Origin of the sequence: Sorangium sp. So ce394, assembly GCF_051474665.1 — a bacterium.
GTDB lineage: Bacteria > Myxococcota_A > Polyangia > Polyangiales > Polyangiaceae > Sorangium > Sorangium cellulosum_D.
This window is the reverse complement of the sequence record NZ_CP150339.1, coordinates 12604102-12617674: the sequence shown is the minus strand read 5'-3', so window position 1 is coordinate 12617674 and position 13573 is coordinate 12604102. Positions and strand designations below refer to the sequence as shown.

At 73.8% G+C, this 13573-nt stretch carries 8 protein-coding genes; 6 read left to right on the top strand and 2 right to left on the bottom strand.

Annotation, left to right across the window (positions count from 1 at the left end):
- Nucleotides 1–32: 32 nt before the first annotated feature.
- The 6 genes from WMF33_RS46595 to WMF33_RS46570 all read left to right on the top strand — a co-directional run bounded on the left by WMF33_RS46595 (nt 33) and on the right by WMF33_RS46570 (nt 7902).
- On the top strand, nt 33–1196 hold the full coding sequence (locus WMF33_RS46595; protein WP_437334594.1) for a hypothetical protein: 1164 nt from the start codon (nt 33–35) through the stop codon (nt 1194–1196).
- A gap of 242 nt (nt 1197–1438) precedes the next feature.
- Nucleotides 1439–3106, top strand: coding sequence for an ATP-binding protein (locus WMF33_RS46590; protein ID WP_437334593.1), 1668 nt, complete (start codon nt 1439–1441; stop codon nt 3104–3106).
- Complete coding sequence (locus tag WMF33_RS46585) at nt 3103–4284, top strand: response regulator (RefSeq protein ID WP_437334592.1); 1182 nt, start codon at nt 3103–3105, stop codon at nt 4282–4284. Before WMF33_RS46590 ends, WMF33_RS46585 begins: the two co-directional genes overlap by 4 nt.
- A 187-nt stretch (nt 4285–4471) precedes the next feature.
- Nucleotides 4472–5488, top strand: coding sequence for a hypothetical protein (locus WMF33_RS46580; RefSeq protein ID WP_437334591.1), 1017 nt, complete (start codon nt 4472–4474; stop codon nt 5486–5488).
- Between the two features lie 227 nt (nt 5489–5715).
- Nucleotides 5716–6378, top strand: coding sequence for a superoxide dismutase family protein (locus WMF33_RS46575; RefSeq protein WP_437334590.1), 663 nt, complete (start codon nt 5716–5718; stop codon nt 6376–6378).
- 753 nt (nt 6379–7131) lie between these two features.
- Nucleotides 7132–7902 (top strand): PAS domain-containing protein, encoded by a 771-nt coding sequence (locus WMF33_RS46570; RefSeq protein ID WP_437334589.1) that lies wholly within the window; start codon nt 7132–7134, stop codon nt 7900–7902.
- Between the two features lie 46 nt (nt 7903–7948).
- Here WMF33_RS46570 and WMF33_RS46565 read toward each other — a convergent pair whose 3' ends face one another.
- Complete coding sequence (locus WMF33_RS46565) at nt 7949–9895, bottom strand: protein kinase domain-containing protein (RefSeq protein WP_437334588.1); 1947 nt, start codon at nt 9893–9895, stop codon at nt 7949–7951.
- Between the two features lie 131 nt (nt 9896–10026).
- Complete coding sequence (locus WMF33_RS46560; RefSeq protein ID WP_437334587.1) at nt 10027–13566, bottom strand: protein kinase domain-containing protein; 3540 nt, start codon at nt 13564–13566, stop codon at nt 10027–10029.
- Nucleotides 13567–13573 lie beyond the last annotated feature (7 nt).

The following is a 13573-nucleotide window of genomic DNA, read 5'->3' as shown; positions in this document are numbered from 1 at the left end:
GTCCGCCGCGCCCGTGTGCTAACGGGTCGCGCGTGCAGACGCGGACCAGAGACGGCCTCGTGCTCCTGCTCGTCGGGGTCCTGCTCGGCGGCGGGCTCGCCTGGCTGCTCGGCCGGCGGCGGGAGAGCCCCCCCGCCGCGCCCCGCGCGCTCGACGCCGTGCCGGCGGGCGCGCTGCTCGTCGCGACGCTCGATCTACCGGCGCTGCGCGCCTCTCCCGCGTTCGCCTCGTTCCTGCGCGAGGAGCGCGAGATCCCGGGGCTCGGCAAGGTGCGCGACGTGTGCGGCTTCGACCCGCTGGCCGGGCTCACCGAGGTCGCCATCGCCATCCCGGCGGCGGGCGAGGGCGGCGACTTCGGGCTCGTCGCGGCCGGCGCCGTCCAGGCAGAGGCGCTGCTCGCGTGCGCCTCGAAGGTCATCGAGGCCCGCGGCGGCAAGCCCGTCGTCGCCGGGCTCGGCAGCTTCCGCGCGGTGCGGGACTCGAGCGACGAGGGCCGCGGCGAGATCGCCGTGCGCCCCGGCGGGCCGATCCTGCTCGGCGGCGGCGCGTACCTGCGCGCCATGGTCGACGCCGCCGAGGGGCGCGCGGCGACGGTCGGCGCGAGCGGCGCGCACGACCACATCGCCCGCGCGGTCGGCGAGGGCGCGGCGCGCGTCACCGTGGTCCTCACGCCCGAGCAGCGCGCCGAGCTCGGGCGCGAGCTCGCGCTGAGCGGCGCCGGCCGGGCGCCCGCGGCGTCGATCGTCGCCGGCGGCGCCGCGGTCGCGCTCGGCCCCGAGATCGCCGTCCACGGCGCCGTCCTCTGCGACGCCGAGGCCCCCTGCGCCGAGCTCGGCGCGCAGCTGCGCGCCGCCCGCGACGCGCGCGCGGGCGACCTCGCGACGCGGCTCATCGGCCTCGGGGCCGTGCTCGAGCGCGTCGCGATCGCCGCCGACGGCAAGGCGCTCCACGCCCGCGTCAAGCTGTCGGCCGAGGAGGCCGGCGCCCTCGTCGAGCGGCTCGCCTCGCTGCGCGGCCTCCGCCAGCCGTCGCTCGCGCCGAGGGAGCCGCCCGCGCCGAGGGAGCCGCCCGCGCCGGCGGAGCCGCCCGCCCTCGGGGGCAGCGCCGCGCCGCGCGGGGACGCCGGCGCGCCGCCGCCCGACGCGATCCTCACGCCCCGTCGGCGGCCCGTGCCGGACGACGCCGGCGCGCCGTGACGCCGGCAACGCGTGCAGAGATGCACCCAGCGTGCAGGACAGCGACCGCCGCGCCGCGCTGCGGCGGGGCGGTTCCGTGGGCCGCCTGACGAGCGCGCCGCTTCCGTGGCGGCGCCGCGCGGCGCGGCCGAACGCCGGCCGCACGCGCTGTCCCGAACTCCTGTACGCTGATCGCTGCCTTCGGGCGGGATCGGCGCTCCGGCCCATCCCGCCGTCCAGCAGGTGGGTGGGGGGCTTATCGCATGCAGCTGGTCGGGATCTCCGCCTCGGTGGTCGTCGGGACCCTCCTTGTGGTCGTCCTCTGGGCGCTCCGCCGGCGGCTCCTCGCCTGCGAGCGCGCCCTCGAGCGCAAGGAGCAGGAGCTCGCGGTCAGCCGCGCCGCGGAGCAACGGCTCGGCGAGGAGCTCGTCGAGGCGCGGCGGGCCGAGGAGGAGGCGCGCAGGGCGCGGGCGGAGGCCGAGGCGGCGAGCCGGGCGAAGAGCACGTTCCTCGCCAACATGAGCCACGAGCTCAGGACGCCGCTCAACTCGATCCTCGGCTTCGCGCAGCTCATGGAGCGCGACCTCTCGCTCGGCCACCGCCACCGCGAGAACCTCATGGTCATCTGCAAGAGCGGCGAGCACCTGCTCGGCCTCGTGAACGACATCCTCGAGATGGCGAAGATCGAGGCCGGCCGGATGACGCTCGTCGACGCCGACTTCGACCTCCACGCCCTGCTCTCGGGGCTGTCGGAGATGTTCTCGGTCGAGGCGCAGAAGCGGGGGCTCACGCTCGCGATCGAGCGGGAGCAGGACGTGCCGCAGCACGTCCACGGCGACGAGGGGAAGCTCCGGCAGGTGCTGATCAACCTGCTCGGCAACGCGCTCAAGTTCACGCCCCGGGGGTCGGTGACGCTGCGCGCCTGGGCGCGGCGCTCTACAGGCGTGCGTGAGGGCGGCGCGCACGACGGCGCGGCGGCGGCGCGGGTGCGGGTGTCGTTCGAGGTGGTCGACACCGGCCGGGGCATGGTCAAGGAGGAGATCGAGGAGCTCTTCGAGGCGTTCGGGCAGACCGCGACCGGGCGGAGGTCCGGCGAGGGCACCGGCCTCGGGCTGCACATCAGCCGGCGCATCGTGCGGATGATGGGGGGCGACATGCAGGTCGAGAGCCAGCCCGGCCGCGGGACGACGCTCCGCTTCGACGTGCGCCTCACGCTGGCCGACGCGGGCGACGCGCGACCGGGCGGCGCTGCGCCGCGCGCGCGGCGGGTCGTGGGGCTCTCGCCGGGGCAGCCGAGGTACCGCGTGCTCGTGGTCGACGACCGGTGGGACGTGCGCCACTGCCTGCTCAAGCTGCTCGACTCGGTGGGCGTCGAGGTGCGCAGCGCGACCAACGGCCTCGGCGCGGTGGCGCAGTGGGAGACGTGGTCGCCGCACCTCGTCCTGCTCGACCTCCGGATGCCGCTGCTCGACGGCTACGAGGCGGCGACCCGCATCAAGTCGAGCCCGCGCGGGCGGGAGACCGTCGTCGTCGCGATGACCGCGAGCGCGTTCGAGCAGAACCGGTCGCTCGCGGCGGAGGCCGGGTGCGACGATTTCCTGAGCAAGCCGTTCCGCGACGCCGAGATCTTCAACCTCCTGACGAAGCACCTCGGCGCCCGCTTCGAGCTCGAGGAGGGCCCCGCGGAGCGGCGGCCGGCGGGGCCGCCGGCGGTCGACCTCGCGCGCGCGGCGGCGGGGCTGCCCGCGTCGCTGCGCAAGGACCTCCGGCGGGCGGCGACGCGGCTCGACGCCAAGGCCGTGCAGGCGGCGATCGACCGGTTCCGGCCGGAGGACGCGGAGCTCGCGGGCGCGGTGGCCGAGCTCGCGCGGGGGTATCGCTTCGACAGCATCTTGGCGCTATCGAGCGCCGACGAGGAGGAGCCGTCATGACGGACACGGACGCAAAGCCGCTCGCTCGCGGGGCGGCCTCGGGCGCGCGGCCGGAGCGCGCCCGGGAGGAGCCCGCGAACATCCTGATCGTGGACGACATGCCGGCGAACCTGTCGCTCCTCACCTCGATGCTGACGGCGCAGGGGTACGAGGTGCGGGCGGCGATCAGCGGCGCGATGGCGCTGATGTCGGCGTCGGCGGTGCCGCCGGACCTCATCCTGCTCGACGTGAGCATGCCCCACATGGACGGCTACGAGGTGTGCCGGCGGCTCAAGGCGGACGCGCGGACGGCGGACATCCCGGTCATCTTCCTGAGCGCGATGACCGGCATCGGCGACAAGGTGATGGCGTTCGACGCGGGCGGCGTCGACTACGTGACGAAGCCGTTCGAGCTGCGCGAGGTGCTGGCGCGGGTGGGGACGCAGCTGCTCCTGCACCGGCAGCGCCGGGAGCTCGAGCGGCAGCGCAAGGAGCTCGAGGAGCGCTACGCGCAGGTGCGCCAGATGCACGCGGCGCTGCGCGGGTACCTCTCGGACCGGGCGTGGGAGAGCATCGAGGAGAGCGTGTCGTCGAACCGGCCGAGCGCGCCGGCGCGCGAGGTGCTGACGGTGCTGGTCAGCGACATCGAGGAGTTCGTGCGGCTCTCGGAGCAGGAGGAGCCGGGGCCGCTGCTCGCGGATCTCAGCCTGTACATGGCGACGGTGGCGCAGGTCGTCTACGACCATGAGGGCGAGGTCGACAAGTACGTGGGCGACGGCATGCTCGCGTTCTTCCGGAGCGCGCCGGACGCGCTCGCGGCGGCGCAGCGGATCCAGCGGAGCATCGCGGCCTTCAACGAACACCAGCGCTCGCGGGGCCGGCCCGCCTTCCCGACGCGGCTCGGGCTCGCGACAGGGCCGGTCCTGCTCGCGAGCATCGGGTCGAGCGGCAGGCGGGAGTTCACGATCATCGGCGATCGTGTGAACACCGCGTTTCGGATTCAGGCACAGGCGAAGGCCGGTGGCCTGCTGATGGATGAGGCGACGTTCGCCGCGACCGGGAGCCCGACAGGGGCGATGCCCGCGCTCGTCCGGATCCGGGGCAAGCAGGGAGAGGAGAAGCTCTATGCGATGGCGCCGGAGGCGATCTTGGTGAACGTTAACATGGGGCGAATCGGCGGCGAGGCCGACGGCGCCTGAGGGCTCTCGCGCGCTGGGAGCCGCGCAAAGGCCGGTGATTCAAGGGGTAATTCTGGCGTCACCCGCGTCACCGCGCTCGCCGCGCCACGCGGGATCGAGCCCGTGGATCGCGCGATCTGCCAAAAGCGTTCGTTCTTGAACCACGCGACGCGCTCGTGCAATAGTCGCCGCGGAGGACAGAACCGACATGAAGCTTCGACATGGCATTATCTTGCTGGGCCTGCTCGTGACGTCTGGAGTGGGCGCAGGCGCGTGCTCGGATGACGATGGCAACGGGACGACGGCGACGACCTCGACCGGCAGCGGCACGGGCGGCGGCGCGACAGGCACGGGCGGCGGCGGTACGGGCACGGGCGGCGGCGGAACCGGCAGCGCCACGACGGGCACCGGCGGCGCTGGCGCGGGCGGTGAGGGCGGCGGCGGCTCGGCCTGTGCCGACGGGGCGCTGATCTGCGATGACTTCGAGTCGTACGAGGCCCAGGGCGCGCCCGGCAGCAAGTGGACGGTCTACACGGCGATGGATGGCTCGGCCGTCACGGTCGACACGGCCATGGCGTACAGCGGCACCAAGTCCGTCAAGGTGACCACGCCCGAGAGCTCGGGAGAGAACAACTACAAGTCCGCGATGATCCAGTTCAAGGACGCGGCGGCCCTGCCCGTCGACGGGAACGTCATCCATGGACGCATGATGTTCTTCCTCGAGGCCGCGCCTGACACGGACGTGCACTGGACCATCATCGACGGCGCGGGCACCGTTCCGGGCAAGGATTTCAATGGGATGCCCTACACGGCCGTGTACCGCTACGGCGGCCAGCATCCGAGCGCGAGCGGCAGCCAGCTCATGGCGAACTACGATACGCCCGGGCAGTGGACCAATCCCCCGACCGGGCCGGCGACGGACTGCTGGCACCACGCCGAGGGGAAGGTGGTCCCGGTGGGCAAGTGGACGTGCGTCGAGTTCACGTTCGACGGGCCGAAGAACGAGATGCGCTTCTCGATGGACGGCACGGAGATCCCCGAGCTCACGATGTCCGGGACCGGCCAGGGCTGCGCCAACGGCGTGGAGAACTACGAGTGGACCGCGCCGGAGTTCACCAGCATCGGCCTGGGCTGGGAGTCCTACCAGAGCGACGCGCCCCGCGCGATGTGGATCGATGACGTCGTGATCGGCACCGCGCCCATCGGCTGCCCGGCCGAGAAGTGAGCTCGAGCTCGCGCCGCTGAGCTCGGAGGCGCGGAGGTGGACTCCGCGCCTCGTTCATTGCAGCGTCGGGGCCGGCGTCGGGCGGGCCCTGAATCCTCGGGTCTCCGCGGGGCCAGGGCGCCGGCGGCGGCGGACGATTGTTGGGCTCGCCGATTGATCGCTCGCCGGGTCCGGCCTACGAGACGGCGGAGGTCCAACGCCTCACGAACCTGGAGGTCTCCGCTGTGATGAAACCGGCCCATCGTCTCTCGCTGCTCGCCTCGTTCGTCCTGGTCGCTGCCGCTTGCGGCGGCTCGCCCGAGCCGGCCCCTGCGGTCCCCGACGTGCCCGCCCAGCCGCAGCCCGCGCCGGAGGCGACCCCGGCGCCCGCGCCCGAGCCGGCGGCCCCCGAGGCCGCGGCCACCCCGGAGGGTGGCGGCGAGGCGCCTGCGCCCGCGGCGCCTGCGACCGTCGAGGTGCCCATCGAGGCGCGGAGCAAGTCGAAGCTGAAGGGCTCCGCGACCTTCACCGAGGTCGAGGGCGGCGTGAAGGTCGCCGTCCAGGTCTCGGGCGCGCCCAAGGGCAAGATCGCCGTGCACGTGCACGAGACCGGCGATTGCAGCGCGCCGGACGCGAAGAGCGCGGGCGCGCACTACAACCCCGAGAACCACCAGCACGGCCTGCCGGACGCGTCGGCGCGCCACCTCGGCGATCTCGGCAACATCGAGGTCAAGGCCGACGGGACCGGGACCCACGAGATCGTCGCCAAGGGGGCGAACCTCAAGCAGGGCGCGCCGAACTCCTTCCTCGGGCGCGCCATCATCGTCCACGAGAAGCAGGACGATGGCAGCCAGCCTGCCGGGAACGCGGGTGGGCGCATCGGTTGCGGCGTCATCGGGCAGAGCAAGTGAGCGGCCGCCGCGGCGCGCTCAGGATGCGTTGAGCCCACCTCGCCCGAAGCCGAGGGGCCAAGGACGCCGCGAGGACTGCCGGTATGCCGTTCCTCTCTGGCGGCTTGGTGCGTTAGAGCGGTCAGCCCTCTTCCTTCTCCCGTCGCCCCTCTCCCGTCTGCCCTCTCCCGTCTGCCCTCTCCCGTCTGCCCTCTCCCGTCTGCCCTCTCCCGTGCTCGTCGTCCGTGCGCGTGCGCGTGCGCGATTTCCCGGAGTCAGCGCGCACGCGCACGCACGCGGGAGGTAAGACGGAAGACGGAAGACGGTTCCGGGCAGCGGCCGCTCAAACAATGTGAGTACGGCGACGTGAGCACGGGCGCGCCTCTGTTCCACAAACGACGCTCACATGGCCTGCCGAGCATGGCGTCGCACGCTGACGCACACGGCGCCTGGTCTTGATCCCCTGTGTTCTCCGGCGGGCTCGGCAGGGGCAGACAGGCTCGGACCACGCGACGTCCGCAGAGGGCGATACGGCCGCGATCGAACGGCTGTTCGCGTCCTGGCTCACAGGGGCGAGCTTGTTGTGGAGCGAGGCGCACCCATGCTACGCCTCGATCCGGTGCGGACCGTGCACGGCACGGAGGGGGCATTCCAATGATGAAGGGTCAGGATGACCGAGACGAGCTGAGCAGTCTGCGTCAACGCGTCGCCGAGCTGGAGCTCGCGGAGAAAGCCTGGCGCGAGCGCGACCTCGTTCATCTGTCGCTCCTCGACATGCTCCCTCAAAGCATCTACCGGAGCGATCTGGACGGGCGGTGTGTCTTCGCGAACCGCGCGCTCCTCGCGTCGGTGGGGATGTCCATGGAGCAGCTTCGCGGAAAAACGCCGTTCGATATCTACCCGCGCGAGCTGGCCGAGAAGTACAAGCAAGATGACGCCCATTTGTTGAAGACCGGTCAGGCCTTCGAGACGATCGAGGAGCACAGGGTGCCTACGACCGGAGAGATGATCTACGTCAAGGTGATCAAGGCGCCGGTGCGCGACCTGCGCGGCGAGATCGTGGGGATCCAGGGTATCTTCTGGGACGTCACGTCAGAGCACATCGCACGGCAGCTCTCGGATGAGAGAGAAGCGCATGCGGCGGCCGTGCGAGAGCTCAGCACCCCGTTGATCCCGATCGCCGACAAGATCGTCGTCATGCCGCTCATCGGCACCATCGATAGCACCCGCGCGAACCAGGTGCTCGACACGCTCCTCGACGGCGTCGTCGCGAGGCAGGCGTCCGTCGCGATCCTGGACATCACCGGCGTTCGCGACGTCGACTCGAGCGTGGCAGATTCCCTCGTCCGCGCCGCTCGGGCGGTCGGCCTCGTCGGCGCGAAGGTCGTGCTCACGGGGATCAAGCCGTCGGTGGCGCAGACCCTCGTGGAGCTGGGCATCGATCTGGGATCGATCGTGACATCTGGCACGCTCCAGAGCGGCATTCGTTATGCGTTGCAGCAGATGCACCCCGCGTCGGCCCCGTCGCCGGGGCCTTTGCGTTGAGCTCTCTCCGGACTCCCGGCGGGTGGAACTAGTCCTCTCCTCTGCGTCATCGAGGAGGAGCGCTGACCGGTATCCCCTGTTGCCGCGGGGACGACCCCGGAACCGGAAGGCTCCGGCTCGCGGGAAGCCCCGGCACCGCCGCGGCGCGCCCCGAGGGGTCGCGAGCCATGCGCCCGATCGGATCCCGGAGCGCCCCGCGCTGGAGGTCCGCCACCGGCCCGGACGGAGGTGGCAGGGGCGCCGAGGACGCCACGGGGGACGGGAGGGCCTGACCCGCAGCATCGGCGCCGCGCGCCTCGTGCGCAGGGGCGACCGCGGGCGTCGCACCGGAAGCGCGAGGGCCCGGCGGCGGCTCCCCGGGATGAGCGCCGCTCACGAGCAGCGCGGCGACGATCACCGCCGCCAGCGCCGCCACGACGAAGCTCGCCCGGGAGGGCGAGCGCAACCGCCGCTCCCACGTCGCCGAGGAGTCCCTGCCGCGCGCGCTCGCATCGACGAGCGCCATCTCGACATCCTCGTCGACGTCGACCCGCGTCCTGGCCGAAGCGGTGACCGCCTCGCTCGGCGCCACGGGGCCGGCCGCCTGCGCGCACGACGCGGCCGGCATAGGGGCCGCCTCGCCCGGCACCGCGGCCGCCTCGCCCGGCACCGCGGCCGCCTCGCCCGCCGCCGCGACCGCCGCCTCGCCCTCCGCCGCCAGCGTCGCCTCCGCCCGCGCGCGCGGCGTGTCCGGCAGGGTGGCGACCTCGCTCTGCTCCACCGGATCGACCTCTTCCCCCGGCGCCGACGGCGGCGGCACCGGCGAAGACCGCCCCCCCGCGGGCAGCGCGAACGCCGCGCCGCTCGAAGGCGGACCGGAGCCCGTGGCCGCGGATATTGGGCCGCGCTCCCCCGCGCCCTCTCCGTCCACGCCCGCCCGCGCGCCGGACGTCGAGTCGCGCAGGCCCCCGCGGAGGACGCGCTGGATGCGCTCGACGAGCGGCTCCGCCGCGGGCGGCGCGAACGGGCGGAGCGCCAGCGTGAGCTCCGCCAGATCGGGCCAGCGCCGGTCGCGATCCCGCTCGAGGCACCGCATGATGATCGGATCGATCTCCGGCGTGAGCCCGCGGCGGACCTGCGACGGCAGCGGCGGCACGAACTTGCCGCCGAGCACCAGCGAGACCGTCTGCACCGAGCGGGCGTGCATCGGATACCGGCCCGTGAGCAGGACATACAGCAGCGACCCCACCGCCCAGATGTCCGCGCGCGCGTCGACGTCGCGCTGCCCGCGCATCTGCTCCGGAGGCATGTAGTGCGGCGTCCCGAGCATCTGACCCGTGCTCGTCCGCATCTCGGAGACGCCCAGCGACGCCGCCTCCGACACCTTGGAGATCCCGAAGTCGAGCACCTTGATGCACGGCGCGTTCTCGCGGGTATGCGTCAAGAAGAGGTTGGCCGGCTTCACGTCGCGGTGCACGAGCCCCAGCGCGTGCGCCTCCGCGAGCGCGTCGCAGGCCTGGATCACGTAGAGCGTCGCCTCCTCGACCGGCAGCGGGCCCCGCTTCTTGCGGATGACCCGGAGATCGCGGCCGTCGAGGAACTCCATCACCATGAAGGGCAGCCCGCTCGGAAGCCGCCCGACGTCGTGCACCTTGACCGCATGCTCGCTCTTCAGCCGCGCCGCGATCCGCGCCTCCCGGAGGAAACGCTCGCACATCTCCGGATCGGCCGCGGTGGCCGGGAGCAGCAGCTTGATCGCCCGCAGCTCGCCGAGATCCATGTGGGTCGCGGCGATCACCGCGCCCATCGCGCCCTTGTCCAGCAGGCGATCCACGCGGTACTTGCCGGCGATCAGCGTCCCGATCTCCAGCCCTTGGATCTCTTCCAGGCCGCGCATGTCCGAAGCCTCCGACCGAGAACGCCGCGCCGCAATGCCCAGCATACCGCAGTCGATGCGCGGCGCGGCGACCGACGAGCCGACGGCCTCGAATTCAGCGACGCCATAGAGCGACACCGCCGCCGCGGAGCGCCGGGAGCGGCTCCGCCGCCGCGGAGCGCCGGCATTTCACGCCCGCGCCGCCGCCGATTCGCCGCGACGCCGCCGATTCGCCGCGACGCCATTGCGGCGCTCGTCGCAATGGCCGCTCAGCCGCCCTTCCGCGCCCCGCTCGCGCTCTTGATCGCGATCGTCCGCCGCGCGCCCCCCGACTCGACCGTGACCTCGACCGCGGCGCCCTCCGGCAGGCTCGACAGCGAATAACGCAACGCGTCAAAGCTGGCGAGCGGCCGGCCGTTGACGGCGACCACCACGTCGCCGACGCGGACGCCCGCGGCCTGGGCGGGGCTGCGCTCGTCCACGGCCACGACGACGGCGTCGCCGCTCGTCTTCAGCTCGCCTTCGAGCAGGGGAAAGACGGGCACCGCCGTCATGCCGAACGCGCTCGCCGTGCGCCGGTAGCTCTGCACCGCCGCGTCGAAGCTCTCCTTGCGCATGCGGTAGCGCGCCACGGCCATCACGGCGCCGTCGCGCTCCTGGAAGCGCGCGTCGACGCGCTCGGGGGTGGCGAACGCGCCGACCTGCTTCAGGTAACGGTTCGCCTCGGCCTCCGCCATGCCGGGCCGCCGCGCGCCGCCGCCGCGCGCCTCGAGGAAGGCGTACGCCTGCGACCCCGCGAGCGCGGGCACGACGTTGCTCGCGAGCCGGGAGATCGCGTCGGCGCGCGCGACCGACAGCGCCGCCTCGCGGGTCTCGCCGGCGCCCTCGCCGACCACGAAGATCGCGTCGCCCTCGGCGGCGAACGGCTGCTGCATCCAGGCAGGCACCTCGTCGGCCGGCGGCGCCGGGCGCCACCTCGCGCTCGCCGCGGGCGCCGCGCTCGGGCCGGCGACCGGGCGCGGGCGGCCCCAGCCCAGGTACGCGTAGCCCACGCTGAGGACCAGCAGCGCCGCCGCCGCCCCGACCGCCGCGAACGCCCAGCGCGACCCGGGCCCGCCGGCCGCGGCAGCGGGCCGCGCCCGCCGGCGCGCCGTCGCCGCCTCCGAAGACGGTACCCCGGACGCGCCCGACGCCGGCCCCCTCGACGCTGGCACCCCGGACGCCCCGGAAGCCGGCGCCCTGGCCGCGGACGCGGACGCCGGCGCCTTCGCCGCCTGCGCCCCCGCCGCCCCGGAAGCCGGCGCTCCCGCCGGCGCTCCCGACGCCCCCGCCGCCAGCGCCCCCGGAGCCAGCGCCCCCGCCGCCCCGGAACCCAGCGCCCCCGCCGCCGCCGCGCCCGCCCCCGCCGCGCCCGCCCCCGCCGCGCCCGCCACCGCCGCCGCCCCCGCTGCCGCCGGCGCCATCCCCGCGGAGCGCCTCGTCGCGGCCGGCCCGGGCGCGCCGGAGGGCGCTCGCGCCGGCTCCAGCGCGGCGCCGAGCCGCTTCAGCACCGGCAGGAGCGCCGCGAACGAGAGCGGCGCGTTGCACCGCTTGCACGGCATGTACGGCTCCCGGTCCTCGAGCGCCGCCTGGGCCGCCTCCCGCACGTCGAGCAGCGTCTGCCGGGGCGCGCTGCACCGCGCGCAGGCGCCGTCGACGAGCGCCGAGACCACCGCCGCCCCGAGCGGGGGGCTCGCCGCGGCGAGGTGCTCGAGCAGCGCGACCGGACAGCCCTCGATCTGGATCGACGTCACCTCGTCGCCCAGCGCGCGCAGCGAGAGCGTGAGCGCCTGCGCCCCCTCGGGCGTCACCCCCGCCGCCGCCGTGAGATCGAGGACGAGATCCCCCTCGATCCCGTCGAGCGCGCGCTTCCACCGGACGTGCGCGTCGAGCCTCCCGCGCACGCGGATGCGCGTCCCGCGCTCGTCCACCGTCTTCTCGATCGCCTCGTGGGTCCCGGCGTCGAGCCGCGCGAGCTCGTCGAGCGCGGCCCGCACGTCCTCGGGCAGCTGGATCCCCGCGTGCGCGGCCGCGAACGCGAAGTAGCTCTCGGCGTCGTCGTCGAACACCGCCGCCCCGCCGCAGCGCGGGCAAGGGCTCGCGGGCGGATCGTGCGCCCTGACGACGTGCGCGTCCCGGTCGCAGTCGAACAGCCGCTCGAACGTGGCGCCGCAGCGCTCGCACCGGTACGGGCCGTAGAACGACACGATGCGCCCGTCGCCGAAGAAGCGGCGGATCATGCTGACCTGGTTCACGATCGGCTCGGTGCAGCGGCCGACGTAGATCTCGGGCGCGCTCCGCGACACCTCGGCCAGCATCGCCATCCACTCGCGCACGCCGAACGACGTGACCCGCTGCACCCCGCCCAGGTCGAAGAGCACGCGGCCAGCGATGCCCCGCGCGACCGCGAGGCCATGGAGCTCCTCGGTCATCCGCCCCGACATCGAGACGATGAGCAGGCCGCCCAGCCGGCGCTTGGTCACCGTGAGGGCCCGGGGCCCGTGCGCCCCCTCGGGCTCGACCCCGGGGCCGGCGTCCACGAGCGACGGGAGCCTCCTCGAGCGCGGCGGCGGCGGATCCGGGTCGTGCGCGGCCTCGATCCGCGACGCTGATGAGAAGAGCGGCGCCGACAGCTTCGTCGCGACCCCGCCGGGGCGCTCGACGCTGAGCGCGCCCTGCGGCGCCCCGCCCGCGACGTCGAGATCGCCCGCGGACGAGTCGTCGCTCTGGGTCGACTCCTGCTTCTGGACGATGTGCGACAGGAGCTCCGTCTCCGAGGCGAGCGCGCCCCGCCACGCCTCCACCCGCTGGCCGAACAGCTCCGCCATGAACGACGACAGCGCGAGCGACGAGGTGGCGAGCCGCTCCTCCCGGGCGAACGCCTCGAGGTCGATCTGGAGGTCCCGCGCCGTCGCGTACCGCCTCTCCCGGTCCCGCTCCATGCACTTGAGCACGATCCGCTCGAGCTCCGGCGGGTAGTCGTCGCACACCTGGCTCGGCGGCATCACCGGATCCTCGACGATCGCCCGCATCAGCTCGAACTCGGTGGCGCCGCGCCGGAACAGCCGGCTGCCCGTCGACATCTCGTAGAGCAGGATGCCCACCGAGTAGATGTCGCTCCGGCGATCGAGCTTCTCGCTCGTGCACTGCTCGGGCGACATGTACGGGACCTTGCCCTTGAGCGCGCCGTCGCGCGTCTCGTTGACGCGGTTCGCCGCCTTCGCGATCCCGAAGTCGAGGATCTTCACGGCCCCGTCGTACGTGACGAACACGTTGTGCGGGGACACGTCGCGGTGGACGATGTCGAGCGGCTTGCCGTCGAAGCCGACCTTCTCGTGCGCGTAGTGGAGCCCGGCCGCGACCGAGGCGGCGATGGTGATCGCGTGCTCGACCGGCATCCGCCGGTTCGCCGACCGGAGCGACTTCTTGATCGTCCTGAGGTCCTCGCCATGGAGGTACTCCATGGCGATCACGGGCACGCCGTCGACCTCCTCGATGTCGTACATCTGGACCAGGTTGGGGTGGTCCAGGGTGGCGGCGATGCGCGCCTCGTCGAGGAACATCCGCACGAACTCGGGGCTGTCGACGAGGTGCGGGAGGATCCGCTTGACGACGCAGATCTTCCTCACGCCCGAGATGCCCGCGACGGAGGCCACCCAGATCTCGGCCATCCCGCCCATGCCGATCTTCTTGAGCAGGCGGTACCTGCCGAGCGCGGTAGGGCGGCGCGACGCGGCGCTCAGGGGGCCCGCGGCGGGGCGCTCGGTCATGCGCTCG

Excerpts from the sequence above, each read along its gene's own strand:
- WMF33_RS46560 (WP_437334587.1), bottom strand. The coding sequence starts at position 13,566 with ATGACCGAGCGCCCCGCCGCGGGCCCCCTGAGCGCCGCGTCGCGCCGC.
- WMF33_RS46590 (WP_437334593.1), top strand. The coding sequence starts at position 1,439 with ATGCAGCTGGTCGGGATCTCCGCCTCGGTGGTCGTCGGGACCCTCCTT.
- WMF33_RS46580 (WP_437334591.1), top strand. The coding sequence starts at position 4,472 with ATGAAGCTTCGACATGGCATTATCTTGCTGGGCCTGCTCGTGACGTCT.
- WMF33_RS46585 (WP_437334592.1), top strand. The coding sequence starts at position 3,103 with ATGACGGACACGGACGCAAAGCCGCTCGCTCGCGGGGCGGCCTCGGGC.
- WMF33_RS46570 (WP_437334589.1), top strand. The coding sequence starts at position 7,132 with ATGCTCCCTCAAAGCATCTACCGGAGCGATCTGGACGGGCGGTGTGTC.
- WMF33_RS46575 (WP_437334590.1), top strand. The coding sequence starts at position 5,716 with ATGAAACCGGCCCATCGTCTCTCGCTGCTCGCCTCGTTCGTCCTGGTC.